The sequence below is a fragment of the Mycobacterium sp. 1465703.0 genome, from assembly GCF_001672975.1.
Taxonomy (GTDB): Bacteria; Actinomycetota; Actinomycetes; order Mycobacteriales; family Mycobacteriaceae; genus Mycobacterium.
Window position 1 is genome coordinate 15,389 of record NZ_LZKU01000190.1, and the last position, 20,555, is coordinate 35,943.

Genomic DNA, 20,555 nt, shown 5'->3' on the forward strand with positions numbered 1-20,555 from the left:
TCGCACATTAGCGGACAGAGGCTGCGGGAGGACCTGACGATGGCAATTCACGAGGCGGCGCACCAGCCGATTGGGCACGTCGAGCGGAGAGCCACCGACCCGCCCCGCCCGCAGCGGCGCCGGCGCCGCCGGGCGCTGGGTATCGACGAGGGCCTGATGGGCGTCGCATTGCTGGCCGGCCCGGCGAACGTGATCATGCAATTGGCTCAGCCGGGCGTCGGCTACGGCGTGATGGAGAGCCGCGTCGAAAGCGGCCGGGTCGACCTGCATCCGATCAAGCGCGCCCGGACCACCTTCACTTACCTGGCGGTGGCCACCTCGGGGAGCGACGCTCAAAAAGCTGCCTTCCGCCGAGCGGTGAACCGCGCCCACGCGCAGGTGTATTCGACCCCGGCAAGCCCGGTGCAATACAACGCTTTTGATCCCGCACTGCAGCTGTGGGTGGGGGCCTGCCTCTATAAGGGTGGGCTTGACATCTACCGCATGTTCATCGGTGAGCTCGAGGGCGAGGATGCCGATCGCCACTATCGCGAGGGCATGACACTGGCCACCACCCTGCAGGTGCCACCGAAGATGTGGCCCGCCGACCGCGCGGCGTTCGACCGCTATTGGGAAGAGTCGCTCGCCAAGGTGCACATCGACGACGCCGTGCGCGAATACCTCTATCCGATCGCCGCCAACCGCATTCGGGGCGTGACGCTGCCCCGCCGGCTGCAGCGCCTCTCCGACAACGTCGCGCTACTGATCACCACGGGATTCCTGCCGCAGCGGTTCCGTGACGAGATGCGCCTGCCCTGGGACGCGACCAAGCAACGCCGCTTCGACAGGTTGATCGCCGTATTGGCCACGGTGAATCGGTATCTGCCGCGGTTCATCCGGCAATTCCCCTTCAATGTGTTGCTTTACGACCTGGACCGCAGGATCAAGAAGGGCCGTTCGCTGGTGTAGCCCGACGCCGGCCGGCACGGGCCTGTTGATAACGATAATCATCTTCATTAAGCTCCTCAGTCTGGTAACCCTTCCAGCCTGAGGAGTGCCTATGACGGCGCCAATTTGGATGGCCTCGCCGCCCGAAGTACATTCAGCGCTGCTCAGCAGCGGCCCAGGGCCCGCGTCGCTGCTGACGGCAGCCGGTGCTTGGTCGCAACTGAGCGCCGAATACGCCTCTGCCGCACAAGAACTGAGCACGATGCTGGCCGGAGTCCAGGCCGGGGCCTGGCAGGGACCCAGCGGCGAGTCCTACGTGGCCGCACATACCCCCTATTTGGCCTGGCTGACGAAGGCCAGCGCCGACGCCGCCGCGACCGCCGGCCAACATGAGGTTGCTACGGCCGCGTACAGCGCCGCGCTGACGGCGATGCCCACGTTGCCGGAACTCGCGACCAATCACGTCGTGCACGGGGCGCTGGTGGCAACGAATTTCTTCGGCGTCAACACGATTCCCATCGCGGTCAACGAGGCCGACTATGCGCGGATGTGGACCCAGGCGGCCGTCACCATGTCCACCTACCAAGCGGTGTCCACTGCGGCGGTCGCGTCGACGCCGCAACCCGATCCGGCGCCACCGATCGTCAAATCCGAAGCCGCACCCGATGATTCGGGAGACGCGGACCACGACCCCAAGATCGACAATCCATTCAACGACTTCATTGCGAACATCCTGAAGAACTTCGGGATCAACTGGGATCCCGCCGAGGGAACGGTGAACGGGCTGGACTATGACGCCTATACGAACGCCGGGCAACCCATCTTCTGGGTGGTGCGCGCCCTGGAACTTCTGGAGGACTTCGAGCAGTTCGGCTATTACCTGGTGCACAATCCGGCGTTGGCCTTTCAGTATCTGGTCCAGCTCATACTGTTCGACTGGCCGACGCACATCCTGGAGATTTTCGTAAGTCAGCCGGAGTTGCTGGCTCCCGCGCTGCTGCTCGCGGCCGCTCCCTTCGGCGCCGTGGGCGGGTTCGCCGGGTTGGCCGGCTTGGCGGCGATACCCCACCCCGCGATGGTCCCGGCGCCCATGCCGGCCCCCGCCCCGGCGCCCGCCGCCCTGCCCGCCGTCGCCGCCACGGCCCCGGCTCCCGCCGCGCCGGCTGCTGCTCCCGCCTCCGCCCCGGCGCCGGCACCCACTGCCACGACGAGCACGGTGGCCGGCGCGCCACCGGCACCGCCGGCTCCGGCCGCGCCCGCGCCGGGATTCTTCCCTCCCTACGTCATCGGCCCGCCGGGAATGGGCACCGGATCGGGCATGAGCACCGGCGCCAGTTCGAGCGCGAAAAGGAAAGCACCCGAACCGGATAGCGCCGCCGCTGCGGCGGCCGCCGCCGCACGGGAAGCCGCGCGCGCTCGGCGGCGACGGCGCGCGACACAGCGCGGGCACGGCGATGAGTTCATGGACATGAACGTCGACGTCGACCCGCATTGGGACACCGCGCTCGCATCGGACCAGGGTGCCGGTGCTCTGGGGTTCGCCGGCACCGCCCGCAGAGACGTGGCCGCCGTGGCGGCCGGATTGACCACGCTGGGCGGTGACGAGTTCGGCGGTGGCCCAACGCTGCCGATGATGCCGGGCACCTGGAACGTGGACGACGCCTAGGCGGGCAAGGTGGCCGCCGGCCGCAGTGGGCCGTCGCCGGGATGGGTGCTGGGATAATGGCCCGGTGCAGACGCTGAAGTACGGGCGCAGGTTGCGGCTCGGGTCGATGGAAGTGCTGGTGGGTCTGCTGTTGGCCTGTGCGTTGGCCGCGACGACGCTGCGCAACGTGGTCTTCAACAGCGCGGCGCTGTCGACGGTGGGCACCGTGTTCTGCGGTGTTTTCGTGCAGGCGATTCCCTTTCTGGTACTCGGGGTCGTCGTCAGCGGACTGATCGCGGTGTTCGTGTCGCCGGAGCGGTTGGCGCGATGGTTGCCGGGCCGGCCGGCGTTGGCGGTGGTGGCGGCGGGGGCCGGGGGGGTCGCATTGCCGGGTTGTGAGTGCGGGTCAGTTCCGTTGGCGCGCAGGCTGTTCGGTGAAGGCGGGGCGACCGGAGCCGCCGCCTTGACATTCATGCTGGCTGCGCCGGCGATCAACCCGGTCGTCCTGGTGGCCACCGCGGTGGCGTTTCCGGGCGCGCCGGCAATGGTGTTGGCTCGCATGGGAGCCTCGCTGCTGACTGCGGTTGTGATGGGTTGGATGTGGGCGCGGTGGGGTCGTCCGGAATGGATCACCCGCCGGCTTCCCGCGGCGGGCTCGCAGGCCGAGTCGCGCTGGGTGGTTTTCACCGAGGCGGCGCGCCACGACTTCCTACAGGCCGCATCGTATTTGGTGCTCGGTGCCGCCGCGGCGGCCATGCTCCATGTGGCGGTGCCGCAGTGGGTGTTTGCGCATCTGGCGGGTGACTTCGTCCTCGGGGTCGCGCTGATGGCCATGCTGGCCGTGGTGCTGGCGTTGTGTTCGGAGGCGGACGCGTTCGTGGCGGCCAGCATGACGATGGTGCCGCTGTTGCCCCGGCTGGTCTTTCTGGTCGTAGGTCCGGCCGTCGACGTCAAGCTGTTTGCCATGCAGGCGGGCATGTTCGGCCGGGCGTTCGCCGCACGCTTCGCGCCCTGCACGTTCGTGGTGGCCACGGCGAGTGCCTGTGCGATCGGGCTTTTGGTATTGGGGGCCCGGTGATGAGCCGCGAAGCCGAGAACACCGTGTTGCTGCTGGTGGGCATCAGCATCGCAATGATCACCGCGTCGGGTGTGTTCACTCGTTACGTCAAACCCGGGCTCTTGCCCTGGCTGGCCGTTTCAGCGGTGGTACTCATCGGTTTGGCGCTGGTGGCGATCATCGGCGACATCCGCCGGGGCGGCCCCAAGGCGAATGACGCCGCCGGCGATCACGGCCACGGGCACTCGCACCGGACCGGCATCGTCTGGTTGCTGGTGGTCGCCGTTCTGGTGCTGATGTTCGTGGCGCCACCGGCGCTGCGACCGTCGGCGGCCGCCCCCTCTGTGACGTCGGTGTCCAATGATGTTCTGAACAAAGCATTTCCGCCGTTGCCACCCGGGCCGGCGCCCGCGGTTTCGTTGCCCGAGGTGCTGATGCGTGAAGCGCACGACACGACCGGATCGTTGACCAACCGCTCCATCACCGTGACCGGCTTCGTGCTCAACGAGGCGCAGGGCGTCGACCTCGGTCGCATCGTCATCGTATGCTGCGCGGCCGATGCTCAGCTGGCCCGCATCCATCTGCGTGGACCGGCCGCCGGGGGGGCGGCCGGCCTACCGGACAACACCTGGCTTCGTGTCGAGGGCCAGGTCATACCCGCGCAGCAGCAACCGAATTCACCGGCGATTCCCACACTGCGGGCCACCGCAGTCACGCGTATCGATGCCCCGCCCAACCCCTACGCGTATCCGCGCTGACCCGTCAACTGCGTCGGCTCGAGCCGCGTGTCCAACGCTGATACCGGCCGAGTTGGCCTGGGGCGGGTGTATTTTCCCACTGACCGAGCTCGAGCCAATCGCGCAGCTCCGCGGCCCCATCACGGTCGGCGATGGGCCCTATCCAATGGGCGGGACCACAGGCCAGTCGATCGTTCGTGCAGGGCTGCACCACGGCCATGACGCCGCCGCCGGTTGGCCGAGACGCACAGGCGAGTGGTCCAAGCATGCAGGCGGCCGAGACCAGCATGGAATGCGGGCAGCGGTGGATGGTGGGACGCAGTTCGTCGATCACCGACAGCTCATGGTCGACGGTGCATGCGGCGCAGACGATTACGGTGAACGGGCGGTCGGTGCCGCGGCGCGGTGCGGTCATCGCGCCGCGTTCGGCCCGGGGTAGGGCAGCAGCGCCATCTCGCGAGCGTTTTTGATGGCCGTTGCGACCCGTCGTTGTTGTTGGACGGACAGGCCGGTGACTTGGCGGGATCGGATCTTGCCGCGCTCGGAGATGAACACCCGCAAGGTTGCGGTGTCCTTATAGTCCACGGTGTCCAGCCCGAGGCTGTGCAGAAGATTCTTTTTGGGTGAGCGGCGGGCGGGAAGCGCGGGGCGCCGGGCGCGCACAGCTTTCTTGGCCATCACCAGCTCGACTTCCGCACGCCGGGTAGCTGCCCGGCATGAGCCAATTCCCGAACCCGCACCCTCGACAACCCGAACTTGCGGAGGTGACCGCGCGGACGCCCGTCCACAGCATCGCGGTTGCGTATGCGCACCGCGCTGGCATCGCGGGGCTGGCGCGCCAACTCGCTTTGTGCAGCCGCCCGCTGCTCGGCCGTGCTCGCCGGTGCGCGGATGATCCTTTTGAGTTCGGCGCGGCGCTCGGCGTAGCGTGCAACGATCGCACGACGCCGGTCGTTCTTCACTATCTTGGATTTCTTGGCCATGCTCAGCGCTCCTCGCGGAAGTCGACGTGCCGACGGACAACCGGGTCGTATTTGCGCAGCACCAGCCGGTCAGGGTCGTTGCGACGGTTTTTACGGGTGATGTAGGTGTATCCGGTTCCCGCCGTGGAGCGCAGCTTGATCAATAGGCGAACCTCGTTGCGCGCCATCAGATCCGCTGCCCTTCACGGCGCAGTCGTGCCACTACCGCCTCGATGCCGTCGCGGTCGATCACTTTGATGCCTTTGGCGCTGACCCGCAGCCGGATCCGGCGTCCCTCGGAAGCCAGGTAGTACGTCTTGAGCTGGATGTTGGGGGAGAAGCGCCGAGATGTTCGGCGATGCGAATGTGACACCGCGTTACCGAACGCCGGTCGCCGGCCGGTCACCTGGCAGTGGGCGGACACCGTACACCTCCATTACTTCTTATTGAAAATCATTTTCGACAACGTCCGTCACGAACGGTACCGTATGGGAGGTCTAGATGAAAACCATTATCAATAAGGAGGAAGGATGCGGACGCCCGTCATCCTGGTCGCCGGTCAGAGTGGCACCGATCAGGTCGTGGGGGCGCTGCTGCGTACCCCCGGAACGCTGGTGGTCGAGCACCGGTTCGACGGTCACGTCGTGCGCCGCACGACGGCGATGTTCTCCGATAGCGTCTTGACCAGCAACGAGAACGGCCTGGAACTCGCGCATGGCTGCGTCTCGTGCACCATCCGCAACGACCTGCTGGTGTTGTTGCGCCAGTTGCACCGTCGCGACGACGTCGACCGCATCGTCGTGCATCTGGGGCCGTGGCTGGAGCCTGAGCCAATCTGCTTGGCCATCAAGCACGTTCGGGTGCGCGTGGCGCCGGGATACATTGACGGGCCCGCGGCTCTGGATGTGTCGATTGCCGCCGTGGTGACATGCGTCGATTCATCGATGTGGCTGAACCAGGCGCTGAGCGAAGAAGAACTGGACGACGGGCGCACCCAGGCTCAGGTGGTGATCGGGCAGGCCGAATTCGCCGACGTGATTGTGCTCAACCGCCCCAATCCGTTTGTCGCTGCCGTACTGCACCGGCTGTCCCCGCGCGCTCGCGTACGGGTAGGCGCCGACGGCATCGAGGACGCGCTGAACACCTTGTACCGCGACGCGCGCCGCGGCCGCAGCGACGACCCGCACGGTCCACTGCTGGCCGGGCAGCCACCGCTGGACTCTCGGGGGCCAATCAGCCTGGTGGAGTTCAATTCCCGGCGCCCCTTCCACCCGCAGCGCCTGCATGCCTGCCTGGATCTGCTGCTCGAGGGTGTGATCAGGACTCGGGGGCGGCTGTGGCTCGCCAGCCGGCCCGACCGGGCGATGTGGCTGGAATCGGCCGGTGCCGGTCTGCGGGTCGGCTCGGCCGGCAAGTGGCTGGCCGCAATGAACAGGTACGAGCTGGACGGCATCGACGCGGAGCGAAGAGCTTTCGCCGAGCTGGGCTGGGATGACCAGCACGGCGATCGGCACACCGCGATGACCATCTTGGTGTGCGGCGCTAAACCCGCCGACATTCTCGACGCCTTGCACGGCGCACTGCTCACCGACGAGGAGATGTGGTGCCCGCACGACTGGTCCGGCTACGACGACCCGTTCGGCGACTGGCATGAGGAGCCGTGCGCGGACCGGCCACAAGCCGCCGACAACGTAGTGCGGTACACCCAGCAGGACGGCGACCTCTCATGAAACCCGGTCTCCATCCCGACTACCACCCGGTCGTTTTTCAGGACGCCACCACCGGTGCGATGTTCCTGACCCGATCGACTCTCACCAGTTCGCGGACCGTCGAGTGGCAAACACCGCAGGGGCCGCGCACCTACCCACTGGTCGTCGTCGAAGTCACCTCGGATTCACACCCGTTTTGGACCGGCAGTCGCCGCATCGTCGACAGTGCCGGACAGGTGGAGAAGTTCCACCGCCGCTACGGCCGCAGGGGTAGCGAGCCGCCCAAAGCGTAGTGACTACACACCGCGACGTCACTCACAACGGCGCGTCGCGGGCAGGTGACCGCAGCGCCGCTTGCCAATAAGCGAGTGCGTCGCTCGCGGCCTTACCGAGATCGCCGGTCACCACGTCGAGCAAAGTTGGATACCTTCCGGGACCGATTCCGCTGGTCGTACGGCATTTGCGAGTTCGTCGAAGGCCTCCTGCGCAGAGCAGCGTCGAAGGCCCATGAGTACCCCGATCGCGGTCAGCGGTCACGGTTTGTGACGCGCTGCGCCTAGCCGGACGTGCTATTTCGCGAACCGGCGTCAACCAGATGCCACCCCGGCTCGGCTGACCACCGGGAGATCTCGATAGGTGCCGGTTCCCCGCAGCTCGAACCTAGTCCGGTCGTATATGAAAATGATTGTCGACAAGCGATCCCAGCGGCGGTACCGTGTGTACGTCCTTAATGAAACTGATTATCAATAACGTGGCCAATGGGGCGCCCGCCGTCCGGGTTGTCGGGCCTGCGGTCACAGAGGTGGCGCACTCGGGCATGGCCCGTTTGGCGGAAGGGGACCCTTGTTTTACTTTGCGGCGTTAGCGCCCGAAATCAATTCGGCAAGGATTTATTCCGGCCCGGGGTCGGGTCCGATGTTGGCTGCGGCTGCTTCGTGGAATACGCTGGCCGCCGAAATACGCTCCGCAGCAACCGATTACGGTTCGGTGCTGACTGAGCTGAGCAGCGGAACCTGGTACGGTCCGTCGTCGGCGTCAATGCTGGCCGCAGCCCGACCCTATGTGACATGGCTGGACACCACCGCCGCCCAGGCCGAGCTGACCGCCACGCAAGCCCACGCGGCTGCGACGGCCTTTGAGGCCGCTTATGCGGCCACGGTGCCGCCGCCGGTCATCGCGGCTAACCGCAGCCTGCTTGCGACGTTGGTGGCGACCAACATCTTCGGCCAGAACACCCCGGCGATCGCGGCCACCGAGGCCCAGTACGCCGAAATGTGGGCTCAGGATGCCTCGGCGATGAACAGCTACGCCACCGCTTCGGCCGCCGCGACGAAGGTAACGCCGTTTCAATCCCCGCGGTCGAACACCACGCCTGAGGGGGTAGCCGCACAACATCAGGCAGTCAGCCGTGCGGCCACCACGTCGGGCAATGCGCGCTCGTTGTTGCAGACCAGCACCGCGGGGCCAAATGCCACTCCCACCGCCGACGCGCCCACCCCCGGCATCCCCACCGGAAACCCGTCGGGATCGGCTGGCTACCTGACCCAGTTGCTGGATGGCAATAACAACACGGCGCTGGGGAGCTTCCTGCAAAGCAACTTCTTCAGCAACGACATCGTCAACGGCACGATCGCCGGAGGCCCGTTCAATCCGCAAACCATCATTGGGACGGTGCAGGGTGTGATGGCCGCCCAGCACGCCACCACGTTGGGCGGGCTGGGGGACTTCGCCGCTGACGCTGGAGGCGCCGCGACCGCCGACCTGGCATCCAACACGGTGGGGTCCACGGCCCCCGGCGCGTCCGCCGGGGTGGGCAAAGCGCAGCTGGTGGGTTCGATGTCGGTGCCCCAGAGCTGGGCCTCGGCAGCCAACATCACCCCCGGTCAAACGGCGGTGCAAGCCACCGGCGTCACCGGTCTTAGTGACGCGGGGGCACCGGCCGCCGGTGGCCCGGGCGCCGTCGCGGGACCGATGGGGGGTACGGGCAGGCGGCGCCGCCCCATCCCCAAATATGGGTTCCGCCCTGCGGTCATGCCGCGTCCGCCGGCCGCCGGATAAGAGATTCCAGGAGAAGACGTCATGCTGGATTTTGTCGGGTTACCGCCGGAAATCAACTCGGCCCGGATGTATGCCGGCCCCGGATCGGAGTCGTTGCTGGCCGCCGCGGCCGCGTGGAACGCAATTTCTACTGAAATGCGCTCGGCTGCAGCCAATTACGACTCGGTTGTCACGTCGCTGACCAGTGAAGAATGGCTCGGCCCGTCCTCAAGCAGGATGTCGGCGGCGCTGGCACCGTATCTGGAGTGGCTGAACACCACCGCTGCGCAGGCCGAGCAGGTCGGCACTCAAGCCAACGCGGCCGCGGCCGCCTATGAGGCCGCGTACGCCGCCACGGTGCCCCCACCGGTCGTCGCGGCCAACCGCACCCTGCTGGCCAATCTGGTGAGCAGCAACATCTTCGGGCAAAACACCGGCGCGATCGCGACCACCGAGGCCCAATACGGCGACATGTGGGCACAAGACGCCGCCGCGATGACCAGCTACACCGCCTCCTCGCAAGCGGCGATCCAACAAATGAGCCCGTTCCAATCACCACAGTCCGACACCACCCCTGACGGGCCGGCCCTGCAATCCAAAGCGGTTCTCGGCGCTACCAACAGCACCGCCACCAACGCCGCCGTGCGGAGCGCGGTGAACGCCCCGATGGACGCCTCGGCTGACGCGACTGCTCCTACTCAGGCCAGCGGCGGCATCTGGGACTGGCTTGGTCTTGCGCCCGGTTCGAATACCTCCACCACCGGACTGGCCGGGATTGAGAACTTCCTCAGCAATTCCAACGAGAACCTGGTGGGAGCCTTCCTCAACAACGCCACCCTGTCCGGGCTGTCGAACGGCTTCACCACCAACGGAATCCTGAACCCGACGACGTTCCTCGACACTCAAGTGGCGATGAACTCCATAAACTCGCTGAACGCCGTCGACTCCACCACCTCAGGACTGGGAGTCCTGGCCGCTGGCCTTGGAGGTACCGCGAACCTGGCATCGGTAACCGCCCCCGGCGCGGCCGCGGCGGCCGGTGTTGGACAGGCCAGCCTGGTGGGGGCCTTATCGGTGCCACAGACCTGGGCCGGCACCGGAGCAACGGTCAGCACCGTGGCGGCCACCACTCAGGTCGGCGCAGGGGCATACCACGGCTTCGGCGCCGCCACCCCGATGGTGATGGAACAGGCCGGCACACCCGGCATGCCCGGTGTGCCCCTGGCGGGCATGCCCGGTCCACACGAGGACGAGTTCTCTGACCCCATATACGGATTCCGCCCCCGCATCATCGGCCGCCCACCCGCCGCCGGATAACACAAGCGAGCTTGCCACATGAGAGTCTTACCACTTCTGGCCAGCGCCGTTGCCCTAGTCGGCATGGCAATACCAGCGCACGCCGACTCCGATGACGACGCGTTCCTCGCCGCACTCAACAAGGCAGGTATCACCTACCAAAATCCCGACCGCGCGATAAAGGCGGGCCAAAAGGTGTGCGACTTGGCCAATTCAGGCACCACACAACTCGACATCGTCAGGGATGTCCACGAGCTCAACCCAGCGTTCACCACAGCAAAAGCCGCCCTGTTCGTCCAGACCGCCGCCAGCGTCTACTGCCCCGAGCGCCTCTCAACCGACGATGGCGGAACGAACCCGAACACCGCTGCCGGATAACTGACTACATGAGCCTCAGGCCGCAGGGCACTCCGGTGATTGTCCGCCGGGCGTGGCCGCGGCGGTCGGGTGCAAATCCGGTAGCGACATGCTACTGTTCGAGCTATAACGATAATGAAAATCATTTTCATCTAAACTCGAGGAGAGCTTTGATGGAAAGTCGGCCTGGTCGGCGCAGTTTGGCAGTATCGGCCGCGGCGGGCCTGGCCGCGATCCTCCTCGGAGCGGTCGCGTGTAGTGGTCACAACGCTCCGCAATCCGGATCCAATGGCACCACCACTACCGGGGCCGGCCCCAAAATTTCGGTTGTCTCGACGATCAACGCATGGGGTAGCATCGCCGCCCAGCTCGGTGGTGACCGGGTGCAGCAGACCAGCATCATCACCAACCCCAACACCGATCCGCACAGCTATGAGCCATCGACTGGCGATGCGCGCGCGATTGCCGATGCGACGATCGTGGTCGAAAATGGCATCGGCTACGACGCATGGGCCGACAAAATGCTTGCGTCCGACCAGAATCCGAAACGCACCGTGGTCAATGTCGGTGACACCGTTGGAGTCACCGCGGGAGGCAATCCGCATCAGTGGTATTCGCCTGACTCAGTCACCAAGGTGGCCAATGCGATCACCGCCGCTTACAAGAAAGCGGACCACAATGACGCGTCGTACTTTGATCAGCAGAACCAGCGGTTCCTCAGCCAGGGCCTGTCCGACTACCGCCGTCAGATCGCCAGCATTAAAGCCAAGTACACCGGCACGCCGGTGGGTGCTAGCGAATCGATCTTTGCCCCGCTCTCGGATGCGTTGCGCCTCAACCTGGTTACCCCGCCGGAGTTCCTGAAGGCAATCAGTGAGGGCACCGATCCGTCGCCGGCGGACAAAGCGACCATCGACCAACAACTCAGCACCAAGGCGATCAAGGTGTACGTGTTGAACAGCCAGAACAACAGCCCAGATGTGCAGGCCCAAGCCGACGAGGCCAAGAAACAGGGCATTCCCGTCGTTACCGTGACCGAGACATTGTCGCCGGCGAACGCGTCGTTTCAAGATTGGCAATCCGCGCAGTTGTCCGGCCTGGCAGATGCTCTGCATACCGCGACAGGCAAGTAGATGACCAGCGCGAGGACCCGCCGCGCCAGTGAGCAGGCCACCGCAGCGCCAACGGCCGACGGGGTTGCGGTCCGGATGCGCGGCGCCTTGGCTGTGGTGGGCGGCAAGACCGTGTGGTCGGATGTATCTCTCGATATCGCGCCCGGAGAGTTCGTCGCGGTGCTAGGACCCAACGGCTCCGGGAAATCGACATTGTTGAAGGCCCTATTGGGGCTAACACCGTCCCAAGGCACCGTAGAGGTGTTGGGGGCGCGCCCCGGCCGACGCAATAACCGGATTGGGACTGTACCCCAACGGCGCGCGTTCGACGCTAGCCTGCGGATCCGGGGCATCGACGTGGTGTCGCTGGGGTTGGACGGCGCGCGCTGGGGAACACCCGTGCCGTGGCTGGCCCGGTGGCTGGCCCCGCGACGGTTCGCGGAACGGCGACGACGGCTTGAGCATGTGATCGAACTAGTCGGTGCCAGTGACTACGCGGGGCGTCCGATCGGCCTCTGTTCCGGCGGTGAACAGCAGCGGCTGTTGATCGCGCAGGCCCTGATCCGTCAGCCGGAGCTGCTCTTGCTTGACGAGCCGCTCGACAGCCTCGACGTACCCAGCCAGGCGGGGATCAGTGCTTTGGTGGGCGACATCTGCCGCCGGGAGAACGTCGCCGTAATCATGGTGGCCCACGACGTCAATCCGATCCTGCCGTACTTGGATCGCGTCATGTACATCGCCGGCGGGTCGGCCGTGATCGGGACGCCCGAGGAGGTGATCACCGCCGACCAGCTCACCGCGCTCTACGGCACCCCGATCGAAGTCCTCCACGACCGGGCCGGGCACCTGTTCGTCGTCGGCCAGCCCGAGGCTGCACCTCCGCAGACCGCAGGAGCCCGTGCATGAATCCCGAGCTGACCTGGGACCTGATCGCCGACGCGGAGCAGATGTGTGCCTACCCGTTCATCGTCACCGCGTTACGCGCGGGCACAGTCGTAGCAGTTCTCGCGGGTGTCGTCGGATGGGTGATGGTGCTACGCAAGGAAAGCTTCGCCGGGCATACCCTGGCCATCGTCGGCTTCCCCGGCGCCGCCGGCGCCGCCTGGCTCGGCGTGGCCACAGGCTACGGCTACTTCGCGGCCTGCATCGGCGCCGCGGTGGCGATCGCGCTGCTACCCACGGCGACCCACGCGGGCAAACTGAGCGGCCTCAGCGACGAGTCCGCCGGGATCGGCACGATTCAAGCCGTCGCACTGGCCACCGGGTTTCTGTTCGTCAGCCTCTATCACGGATTCCTCTCGGGACTGACCAACCTGCTGTTCGGCACCATCGCCGGGATCAGCTCCCAGCAACTTCATGTGCTTCTCATCGCCGCACTGGCATGCCTGATTGCGCTCGCAGCGATCGGGCGCCCCTTGCTGTGGGCATCGATCGACCCCGAGGCCGCCGCCGCCAACGGCGTCCCCACGCGGTTCGTCGCCGGGATGTTCCTGGTGGTGCTCGGCGCTGCGGCTGCTGGTGCCAGCCAGATCACCGGCAGCCTCTTGGTGTTCGCGCTGCTGGTCGCCCCGCCCGCAGCCGCATTCCACTTCACCGCCCGCCCCCCGTTGGGAATTGCGCTCTCGGTCCTCATAGCGGTGACCGTGACCTGGGTGGGGATTGGCTGCGCCTTCTATTCTCCTTATCCGATCGGGTTCTGGGTCAGCAGCTTCGCGTTCGGCGTCTATTTGCTGGCTGCTGGCTACCGGGCGAGCATCGAGCGGACGCTGCGGCGAGTCGACCGACGGCCGTCCGCGACTCGCCCGGCAGTGGCGGCATGACGAGCAGCAATGGGCGGGCCAACGCGTCGGGGCCGCTGACCGGCTTGGAGAACATGCTGACCCAGCCTTTCATCACCCATGCACTGATGGCCGGCACCGCGGTGGCGGTGGTCTGTGGGTTGGTCGGCTACTTCCTCGTGTTGCGCGGCCAGGTATTCGCCGGCGACGCACACGGACACATCGCCTACACCGGCGCCATGGCAGCTCTGGTCGCCGGGCTTGATCCCCGGGTGGGGTTGTTCGGCGCCACTGCGATTGCAGGTGTCGCGCTGGGCGTGATCAGCCGCCGGGGGGCCGACGACGTGGCGATTGGCTCGTTCTTCGCCTGGATACTCGGCTTGGGCGCGCTGTTCTTGACCTACTACACCACCCACGGCAGCGGCATTAACGGCACCGCCAACGTTAATGTCTTGTTCGGCAGCATCTTCGGGATCAATGACCACGCGAGTGCCCTCGCAATGGCGGTTGCCGCGGGATTGGGCGTCGCGCTGATCGTCATCGCGCGCCCGTTGCTGTTTGCCACGATCGATCCGGCTATTGCCCAGGTCGCCGGCGTGCCGACCCGCCTGCTAGGCACGCTTTTCCTTGTCATCGTGGGGGTCACCGTCGCCGAGGCCACCCAGATCATCGGCGCGCTTGTCGTACTCGGGCTACTCGCCGCGCCTGCCGGAGCCGCCATGCGGCTGACAACCCGGCCTTGGCGCGGGTTCTTGCTGTCAGCGGCCTTGGCCACCGCTGCGATCTGGATTGGTATCACCATCGCCTACGCCGTTCCCGCGGCGCCGGCCACCTTCACCATCATGAGCACCGCCGCCACCAGCTATCTCCTCGCGAGCCTGATCAGCAACCGAGCCGGCCGGCCCCGCGATGCGCAGACGGCACCGTAACGCAGGAAGCAGGAGTGCAACGATGGCCGCGCGACGAGTGCTACGCCGGACCCGAATGACCGCCCAGCAACAAGCAGTGCTCGACGTGCTGCGTAGCAGCGACCGCTTCCGCAGTGCCCGACAGTTCTACAACGATCTGTATCAAGCTCACGGCATCCGGATCGGGCTGGTGACCGTTTACCGGATCCTGCGCCTGTTCACCGACATGAAAATCACCGAAATCCAGCACGCCGAAGATGGCGAGATGCTTTACCGGCTGTGCACCGCCTCCCATCACCACCACCACTTACTGTGCCGACGGTGCGGGAGCGCGATCGACTTCACCGCCGACGAAATTGAGGACTTCACAAGCCAACTCGCTCAGCTACACCGCTTTACCGACGTCTCCCATCGGATCGACTTCTACGGAACCTGTCCGCGCTGTGCCCAAATCTGAACGCGGCCAACCGCTTGCACTTCAACCGCTGTCGAACGCGAACCCGCACAACATTCGAGTATCAAGGTATGAGGGGTGCTGACCGGCCTTAGTTACGCCGCGAAACTGTATTCCGCTACACGTTCACTGAGTAACGCCGTCGCCAGTTGCATGTTTGTGGCGCGTCTGAAGGCGATACCTTGGTCGGAAGCTATTGACCACCGCCGCCACCGAGCAGGCCCGAGGAGGCGTTGTGCAGGGTTGCGGCCAGTACGTTGGGCCAGCCAGTAGCGTTGCGCGCCATCGGAAAAGGCGTATCAGTCTGGCAGCGTAGTGTGGGTTGGGTGCGAAGCGAAGGCGATACCTGGGACATCACCACCAGCGTGGGTTCGACCGCGTTGTTCGTGGCAACAGCGCGGGCATTGGAGGCGCAAAAGCCCGACCCGCTGGTCGTGGATCCATATGCGGAAATCTTCTGCCGCGCCGTTGGCGGTTCGTGGGCTGACGTCCTCGATGGCAAGGACCCCGACCACCAGCTGAAGACCGCCGACTTCGGCGAGCATTTCGTCAACTTCCAAGGCGCCCGCACCAAGTACTTCGACGAATATTTCCGGCGCGCGGCGGACGCGGGCGTGCGGCAGGTGGTCATCTTGGCGGCGGGCCTGGACTCGCGGGCCTACCGCTTGGACTGGCCGGCGGCGACGAAGATCTTCGAGCTCGACCAGCCGCAAGTGCTCGACTTCAAGCGGGAGGTGCTCACCGATGCCGGCGCCCAACCGCGCGCCGAGCGCCGCGAGATCGCCATCGATCTGCGTGAAGACTGGCCACAAGCGTTGCGTGACAGCGGCTTTGATCCGGCCATGCCGTCGGCATGGATCGCCGAGGGCCTACTGATATATCTCCCGGCGAGCGCCCAGGAGCAGCTGTTCACCGGTATCGACGGCCTGGCCGGCCATGGCAGCCGCGTCGCCGTCGAGGACGGCGCTCCGATGAAGCCCGAAGACTTCGAGGCAGCCGTGGCAGAAGAACGCGCCGCCACCGCCGAAGGGGATCAGCGGTTGTTCTTCCAGCTGGTCTACAACGAGCAGCACGAGCCCGCCACCGAATGGTTTGGCAGGCACGGGTGGACCGCAGAAGGCACTCCGTTGGCCGATTACCTGCGCGAGGTCGGCCGTCCGGTGCCCGGTCCGGAGACCGAATCCCGCCCGATGATCGAGCGCAACACCTTGGTGAGCGCCGTCCGGGCTTGACCCGGTTCCGATGAGTTCTCCTTGAATCGGACGGGCGCCGGAACTTCGTAGCGCCGCCATCCGACTACTACCGGGCTAGATCTTGCGCCGCCGAACAGCCCCGGCGGTTGCCGACATCGCCCGGCGAGGAGTCTCTGGCGTGGCGCAACGCGTTGTTTCGTATCGATCGGTTCGCCCACCAACCACAGTGGTAGGTGAGCGGCCATGACCGCGCCGGTCTGGATGGCGTTGGCTCCGGAGGTTCACTCCACGCTGCTGAGCAGCGGACCGGGGCCCGCCGGCTTATTGGCCTCGGCCGCATCGTGGAGCTCGTTGAGCGAAACCTATGCATCGGCCGCCGACGAGCTCAGTGCGACGTTGGAAACGGCGCAGGCCGGTGCGTGGCAGGGGCCCACTGCCGAGCGGTACGTGGCCGCGCACCTGCCCTACCTGGCGTGGCTGGAGCGGGCCAGCGCCAATAGCGCGGTCGTCGCTGTTCAACAGGAGACCGCGGCCGCCGCCTACACCACGGCATTGGCCGCGATGCCGACGTTGCCGGAACTGGCCGCCAACCATGCCACACATGCGGCACTGGTCGCGACCAACTTCTTCGGGGTCAACACCATCCCGATCGCCGTCAACGAAGCCGACTATTCGCGGATGTGGGTTCAGGCGGCCACCACGATGACGACCTACCAAGCGGTCTCCACCGCCGCGTTGGCGGCGGCACCGCCAACCGATCCGGCGCCACCGATCGTGAACGCCACCGACAGCAGCGGCGAAGACAGCGACGACACCGGCATCGTCGACAATGACGGCGGCAACCCGACGCAGCTGAGCTGGTGGATAAACCGCTTCCTCGAGATTTTCCAGACCATAGGAAAAGATTTGGCGGAATTTCCCGAGGACCCGGCCGACGCATTAGAGGATTTGGTAGAAGACATTTTCGGGCCGGCCGGACTCATTGCAGACGAGTTCACCCACATCGGGGAGGCCCTTCAGACTTTTCCTCAGCTAGCGGCCATTCCGCTCATCGTGCCGGGTGGATTTGCGGGGGGCGTGGCGGGCTTGAGTCTGGTGGCTGGGATCCAGCCAGCCCCAGCCCCAGCTCCGGTCGCCGTGCCGGCACCGGTGGCCTCCGCACCCAGTGCGCCTGCCGTCAGCGGCGCTCCGGTCGTCGTGAGCGCCGCCCCGGCCACTGCGCCCGCGCCGTCGTCTCCCCCGACGTCAGCACCGTCACCCGCGCCAGCCCCGGCGCCGGCGCCCGCAGCCCCAGCCCCGCCACCGCCCACTGGCGCCGAAGCGGCCGCCTTCCCCTACCTGGTTGGCGGTCCCCGAATCGGCACCGGCGCGGGCCTGAGCAGCGGCGCCCAGCGGAAGGCCCCCGAGCCCGATTCCGCCGCGGCCGGGGCGGCGGTCGGCGCCTCAGCAGCGGACAGGCAGCGGGCGCGGCGCCGCCGTCGCGCGGCGATGAAAGACCATTACCGCGGATACGAGTACCTGGATTTGGAGCCCGATGCCGGTGCGGCTCCTGACCCGGGGTCGCCGGTCGCGTCGGATCGGGGCGCGGGGTCGCTGGGGTTTGCCGGAACGGCGCCCACCCAGACCGCCGAGGCGGCGGGGCTGACCACCCTGGCCGGTGACGAGTTCAGCGACGAGCCATCGGTCCCGTTGTTGCCGGGCAGCTGGGCGAGCGACTAATGACGGAACTTTTTCGGCCCGCCAGCCGACTAGTGGCTGCGTGATCGTTGCATCGGCCGACCGGTCGCGCTGAGTTGCTAATGAAAATGATTTTCATTAAGGTGGGGGCTCGCTGTGAGACTGCCCGACGTGCGGCTGTTGGTGTGCCGAAAATGCGAAAAACCGTACGGGAATTTCCTCAACAGCGGTAAAAGAAGGGCAATGCAGTGGTGTGCCGAACAGAGCCAAACGCCTCGACAAGTTAGCTTATGCAATGCTAACTTCAGCGGGTTAAGTTAGGGGAGACTACATACATGGGAACACGCGGCCGTGGAACTCGGTGACACCGGCATGCTCACAGCTCAGCCCATCAATTCACGGGCTGACGCTCGGGTTGACGAAGACGTGGTCAGCCGGTTCGCCACCTGCTGCCGCGCGCTCGGCATAGTTGTCTACCAGCGTCAGCGCCCAGCCGATCTGACCGCAGCCCGTTCCGGCTTCACCGCGCTCACCCGTATCGCCCACGACCAGTGCGACGCGTGGACGGGTCTGGCGGCCGCCGGCGATGTGTCGCTCCGGGTGCTCGAGGCGGTCGCGCGCACGGTGGCGACCGCCGGCACGCTGCAGCGCCAGGTCGACCTGGCGCCCGGCTCGCTGGCCTTCCGCTACGACAGCGGACTGTATTTGCAGTTTCGCGCGGCGACTCCCGACGACTTCCAGCTCGCCTACGCGGCGTCGCTGGCAACGGCCGGGCGATTTGCTGAGGCCGACCACATCGTCTCCGGCCTGACGGCGGGCCGCCCGAACTGGCGCGAGGCCCGCTGGGTCTCGGTCGTCATCAACTACCGCGCCGAGCGCTGGTCGGACGTCGTCAAGCTGCTGACTCCGATCGTCAACGACGCAGACCTCGACGAGGCGTTTTCGCACGCCGCCAAAATCGCCCTGGGCACCGCGCTGGCCAGGCTGGGCATGTTCGCCCCGTCGCTGTCGTATCTGGAAGAGCCCGAGGGTCCCGTCGCAGTGGCCGCCGTGGACGGCGCGCTGGCCAAGGCGCTGGTGCTGCGCGCGCACGTGGACGAGGACGCGGCAAGTGAAGTGCTACAGGATCTCTATGCCGCTCATCCCGAGAACGAACAAGTCGAACAGGCCCTGACCGACACAACTTTCGGCATCGTGACCACCACGGCGGCCCGCATCGAAGCCCGCACCGATCCCTGGGACCCCGAAACCGAGCCCAGCGCCGAAGATTTCGTCGATCCGGCCGCACACGAACGCAAGGCCGTGCTGCTGCACGAGGCCGAACGTCAACTCGCCGAATTCATCGGACTCGATGAGGTCAAGAACCAGGTGTCTCGGCTGAAGAGTTCGGTTGCCATGGAACTGGTCCGCAAGCAGCGCGGCCTCGCGGTCGCGCAGCGCGCCCACCACCTGGTCTTCGCCGGCCCGCCCGGAACCGGTAAGACCACCATCGCCCGTGTGGTGGCCAAAATCTATTGCGGCCTAGGGCTTTTGAAGCGGGAAAACATTCGCGAGGTGCACCGCGCCGACCTGATCGGTCAGCACATCGGCGAGACCGAAGCCAAGACCAACGCGATCATCGACAGCGCTCTCGACGGGGTGCTGTTCCTCGACGAGGCCTACGCGCTGGTGGCCACGGGGGCCAAGAACGACTTCGGACTGGTGGCCATCGATACCCTGCTGGCGCGGATGGAGAACGACCGCGACCGCCTGGTGGTCATCATCGCCGGGTACCGGGCCGACCTGGACAAGTTCCTGGACACCAACGAGGGCTTGCGTTCCCGGTTCACCCGCAACATCGACTTCCCTTCCTACGCTCCATCGGAACTGGTCGAGATCGCGAACACGATGGCCGAGCAGCGCGACAGCATCTTCGAACCGGCCGCGCTGCAACACATGGAGGCGTTGTTCACCAAGCTGGCAACCGAGTCGACACCCGATGCCAACGGAATCTCGCGACGCAACTTGGACATCGCCGGTAACGGTCGATTCGTCCGGAACATCGTCGAACGCTCCGAAGAAGAACGAGAGTTCCGGCTCGACCATTCCGAACACGCCGGAACCGGCGAATTCAGTGACGAGGAGCTCATGACGATCACCGACGACGACGTCGAAAGGTCGGTAGAGCCGCTGCTGCGTGGGCTTGGGCTGTCGGTGCCGGCATGACCTCCAACAACGAGTCCGACGAACGCCGTTCGTTCTCCTCGCGCACCCCGGTCAACGACAATCCCGACCAGGTCGAGTACCGCCGCGGTTTCGTCACCCGTCATCAGGTCACTGGCTGGCGGTTCGTGATGCGCCGGATCGCCTCCGGTATCGCCTTGCACGACACCAGAATGCTGGTCGACCCGCTGCGCACCCAGTCGCGCGCGGTGGCCATGGGCGTCGTCCTTTTGGTCACCGGCCTGGCGGGTTGCTTTGTTTTCTCCCTGATTCGGCCCAACGGGACGGTGGGTACCAACGCCGTACTCGCCGACCGATCCACCGCCGCGCTGTATGTCCGGGTCGGGGACGACCTGCACCCGGTGCTCAACTTGACCTCCGCCCGGCTGATCACCGGCCACGCGGTCGACCCGACCATGGTGAAAAGCAGTGAGCTGGACCGGTTTCCGCGCGGCAACCTGATCGGCATTCCGGGTGCGCCGGAGCGCATGGTGCAAAATCCCT

At 66.1% G+C, this 20,555-nt stretch carries 23 protein-coding genes; 18 read left to right on the top strand and 5 right to left on the bottom strand.

Annotation, left to right across the window (positions count from 1 at the left end; translation table 11 throughout):
• Positions 1-39: 39 nt before the first annotated feature.
• The 4 genes from A5625_RS17530 to A5625_RS17545 all read left to right on the top strand — a co-directional run bounded on the left by A5625_RS17530 (position 40) and on the right by A5625_RS17545 (position 4,387).
• Positions 40-948: an oxygenase MpaB family protein gene (locus A5625_RS17530; protein WP_066996528.1), complete on the top strand. Its 909-nt coding sequence runs from the start codon at positions 40-42 to the stop codon at positions 946-948.
• Between the two features lie 91 nt (positions 949-1,039).
• The gene (locus tag A5625_RS17535; RefSeq protein ID WP_066996531.1) at positions 1,040-2,593 is read left to right on the top strand and encodes a PPE family protein; all 1,554 of its coding nucleotides are present in this window, start codon (positions 1,040-1,042) and stop codon (positions 2,591-2,593) included.
• A gap of 64 nt (positions 2,594-2,657) precedes the next feature.
• Positions 2,658-3,650, top strand: a complete 993-nt coding sequence (locus A5625_RS17540; protein ID WP_066996534.1) for a permease — start codon at positions 2,658-2,660, stop codon at positions 3,648-3,650.
• On the top strand, positions 3,650-4,387 hold the full coding sequence (locus tag A5625_RS17545; protein WP_066996537.1) for a TIGR03943 family protein: 738 nt from the start codon (positions 3,650-3,652) through the stop codon (positions 4,385-4,387). The genes A5625_RS17540 and A5625_RS17545 overlap by 1 nt, the downstream gene beginning before the upstream one ends.
• 4 nt (positions 4,388-4,391) lie before the next feature.
• On the opposite strand, the gene A5625_RS17550 is transcribed toward A5625_RS17545, so the two are convergent.
• The 5 genes from A5625_RS17550 to rpmB are packed head-to-tail and all read right to left on the bottom strand — an operon-like array spanning position 4,392 to position 5,752.
• Entirely contained in the window at positions 4,392-4,781 is a 390-nt protein-coding gene (locus A5625_RS17550) for a hypothetical protein (protein ID WP_066996539.1), read from the bottom strand.
• Complete coding sequence (gene rpsR / locus A5625_RS17555) at positions 4,778-5,044, bottom strand: 30S ribosomal protein S18 (RefSeq protein ID WP_066996542.1); 267 nt, start codon at positions 5,042-5,044, stop codon at positions 4,778-4,780. The genes A5625_RS17550 and rpsR overlap by 4 nt, the downstream gene beginning before the upstream one ends.
• Positions 5,044-5,349, bottom strand: a complete 306-nt coding sequence (rpsN, locus tag A5625_RS17560; protein WP_066996545.1) for a 30S ribosomal protein S14 — start codon at positions 5,347-5,349, stop codon at positions 5,044-5,046. The genes rpsR and rpsN overlap by 1 nt, the downstream gene beginning before the upstream one ends.
• 2 nt (positions 5,350-5,351) lie before the next feature.
• Positions 5,352-5,516 carry a 50S ribosomal protein L33 gene (gene rpmG / locus A5625_RS17565; protein ID WP_066996548.1) on the bottom strand — a complete coding sequence of 55 codons (165 nt, stop codon included), beginning with the start codon at positions 5,514-5,516 and terminating at the stop codon, positions 5,352-5,354.
• Positions 5,516-5,752: a 50S ribosomal protein L28 gene (gene rpmB, locus A5625_RS17570; protein ID WP_066996551.1), complete on the bottom strand. Its 237-nt coding sequence runs from the start codon at positions 5,750-5,752 to the stop codon at positions 5,516-5,518. Before rpmB ends, rpmG begins: the two co-directional genes overlap by 1 nt.
• A gap of 106 nt (positions 5,753-5,858) precedes the next feature.
• Here rpmB and mrf point away from each other — a divergent pair, with 106 nt between their 5' ends.
• The 14 genes from mrf to eccB form a co-directional block, all read left to right on the top strand.
• Entirely contained in the window at positions 5,859-7,058 is a 1,200-nt protein-coding gene (gene mrf, locus A5625_RS17575) for a ribosome hibernation factor-recruiting GTPase MRF (protein ID WP_066996554.1), read from the top strand.
• Positions 7,055-7,330 carry a type B 50S ribosomal protein L31 gene (locus tag A5625_RS17580; protein ID WP_066996557.1) on the top strand — a complete coding sequence of 92 codons (276 nt, stop codon included), beginning with the start codon at positions 7,055-7,057 and terminating at the stop codon, positions 7,328-7,330. The genes mrf and A5625_RS17580 overlap by 4 nt, the downstream gene beginning before the upstream one ends.
• Positions 7,331-7,880: 550 nt before the next feature.
• Positions 7,881-9,095, top strand: coding sequence for a PPE family protein (locus A5625_RS17585; protein ID WP_066996560.1), 1,215 nt, complete (start codon positions 7,881-7,883; stop codon positions 9,093-9,095).
• A 21-nt stretch (positions 9,096-9,116) separates the two neighbouring features.
• On the top strand, positions 9,117-10,391 hold the full coding sequence (locus tag A5625_RS17590) for a PPE family protein (RefSeq protein ID WP_066996563.1): 1,275 nt from the start codon (positions 9,117-9,119) through the stop codon (positions 10,389-10,391).
• A gap of 18 nt (positions 10,392-10,409) precedes the next feature.
• Positions 10,410-10,748 (top strand): DUF732 domain-containing protein, encoded by a 339-nt coding sequence (locus A5625_RS17595; protein WP_066996566.1) that lies wholly within the window; start codon positions 10,410-10,412, stop codon positions 10,746-10,748.
• A 152-nt stretch (positions 10,749-10,900) separates the two neighbouring features.
• Positions 10,901-11,860 (top strand): metal ABC transporter solute-binding protein, Zn/Mn family, encoded by a 960-nt coding sequence (locus tag A5625_RS17600; protein ID WP_066996567.1) that lies wholly within the window; start codon positions 10,901-10,903, stop codon positions 11,858-11,860.
• Positions 11,861-12,745 (top strand): metal ABC transporter ATP-binding protein, encoded by an 885-nt coding sequence (locus A5625_RS17605; RefSeq protein WP_066996570.1) that lies wholly within the window; start codon positions 11,861-11,863, stop codon positions 12,743-12,745.
• Complete coding sequence (locus tag A5625_RS17610) at positions 12,742-13,659, top strand: metal ABC transporter permease (protein ID WP_066996573.1); 918 nt, start codon at positions 12,742-12,744, stop codon at positions 13,657-13,659. The genes A5625_RS17605 and A5625_RS17610 overlap by 4 nt, the downstream gene beginning before the upstream one ends.
• Entirely contained in the window at positions 13,656-14,546 is an 891-nt protein-coding gene (locus A5625_RS17615) for a metal ABC transporter permease (protein ID WP_082984445.1), read from the top strand. Before A5625_RS17610 ends, A5625_RS17615 begins: the two co-directional genes overlap by 4 nt.
• Positions 14,547-14,568: 22 nt before the next feature.
• Complete coding sequence (locus tag A5625_RS17620) at positions 14,569-14,982, top strand: Fur family transcriptional regulator (protein ID WP_082984446.1); 414 nt, start codon at positions 14,569-14,571, stop codon at positions 14,980-14,982.
• A 323-nt stretch (positions 14,983-15,305) separates the two neighbouring features.
• Entirely contained in the window at positions 15,306-16,211 is a 906-nt protein-coding gene (locus tag A5625_RS17625) for a class I SAM-dependent methyltransferase (protein WP_066996598.1), read from the top strand.
• A gap of 204 nt (positions 16,212-16,415) precedes the next feature.
• On the top strand, positions 16,416-17,891 hold the full coding sequence (locus A5625_RS17630; protein WP_066996576.1) for a PPE family protein: 1,476 nt from the start codon (positions 16,416-16,418) through the stop codon (positions 17,889-17,891).
• Positions 17,892-18,200: 309 nt separating this feature from the next.
• On the top strand, positions 18,201-20,054 hold the full coding sequence (gene eccA3 / locus A5625_RS17635; protein ID WP_066996580.1) for a type VII secretion system ESX-3 AAA family ATPase EccA3: 1,854 nt from the start codon (positions 18,201-18,203) through the stop codon (positions 20,052-20,054).
• Positions 20,051-20,555: type VII secretion protein EccB (gene eccB, locus A5625_RS17640; protein WP_066996583.1), on the top strand; the 505-nt coding region annotated here is incomplete at its 3' end. The genes eccA3 and eccB, both read left to right, overlap by 4 nt.

Bases quoted from the DNA above. Each gene is read 5' to 3' on its own strand.
- A5625_RS17530 (WP_066996528.1), top strand. From the start codon at position 40: ATGGCAATTCACGAGGCGGCGCACCAGCCGATTGGGCACGTCGAGCGG.
- A5625_RS17535 (WP_066996531.1), top strand. From the start codon at position 1,040: ATGACGGCGCCAATTTGGATGGCCTCGCCGCCCGAAGTACATTCAGCG.
- A5625_RS17545 (WP_066996537.1), top strand. From the start codon at position 3,650: ATGAGCCGCGAAGCCGAGAACACCGTGTTGCTGCTGGTGGGCATCAGC.
- A5625_RS17550 (WP_066996539.1), bottom strand. From the start codon at position 4,781: ATGACCGCACCGCGCCGCGGCACCGACCGCCCGTTCACCGTAATCGTC.
- rpsR (WP_066996542.1), bottom strand. From the start codon at position 5,044: ATGGCCAAGAAAGCTGTGCGCGCCCGGCGCCCCGCGCTTCCCGCCCGC.
- rpsN (WP_066996545.1), bottom strand. From the start codon at position 5,349: ATGGCCAAGAAATCCAAGATAGTGAAGAACGACCGGCGTCGTGCGATC.
- rpmG (WP_066996548.1), bottom strand. From the start codon at position 5,516: ATGGCGCGCAACGAGGTTCGCCTATTGATCAAGCTGCGCTCCACGGCG.
- mrf (WP_066996554.1), top strand. From the start codon at position 5,859: ATGCGGACGCCCGTCATCCTGGTCGCCGGTCAGAGTGGCACCGATCAG.
- A5625_RS17580 (WP_066996557.1), top strand. From the start codon at position 7,055: ATGAAACCCGGTCTCCATCCCGACTACCACCCGGTCGTTTTTCAGGAC.
- A5625_RS17590 (WP_066996563.1), top strand. From the start codon at position 9,117: ATGCTGGATTTTGTCGGGTTACCGCCGGAAATCAACTCGGCCCGGATG.
- A5625_RS17595 (WP_066996566.1), top strand. From the start codon at position 10,410: ATGAGAGTCTTACCACTTCTGGCCAGCGCCGTTGCCCTAGTCGGCATG.
- A5625_RS17600 (WP_066996567.1), top strand. From the start codon at position 10,901: ATGGAAAGTCGGCCTGGTCGGCGCAGTTTGGCAGTATCGGCCGCGGCG.
- A5625_RS17605 (WP_066996570.1), top strand. From the start codon at position 11,861: ATGACCAGCGCGAGGACCCGCCGCGCCAGTGAGCAGGCCACCGCAGCG.
- A5625_RS17610 (WP_066996573.1), top strand. From the start codon at position 12,742: ATGAATCCCGAGCTGACCTGGGACCTGATCGCCGACGCGGAGCAGATG.
- A5625_RS17615 (WP_082984445.1), top strand. From the start codon at position 13,656: ATGACGAGCAGCAATGGGCGGGCCAACGCGTCGGGGCCGCTGACCGGC.
- A5625_RS17620 (WP_082984446.1), top strand. From the start codon at position 14,569: ATGGCCGCGCGACGAGTGCTACGCCGGACCCGAATGACCGCCCAGCAA.
- A5625_RS17630 (WP_066996576.1), top strand. From the start codon at position 16,416: ATGACCGCGCCGGTCTGGATGGCGTTGGCTCCGGAGGTTCACTCCACG.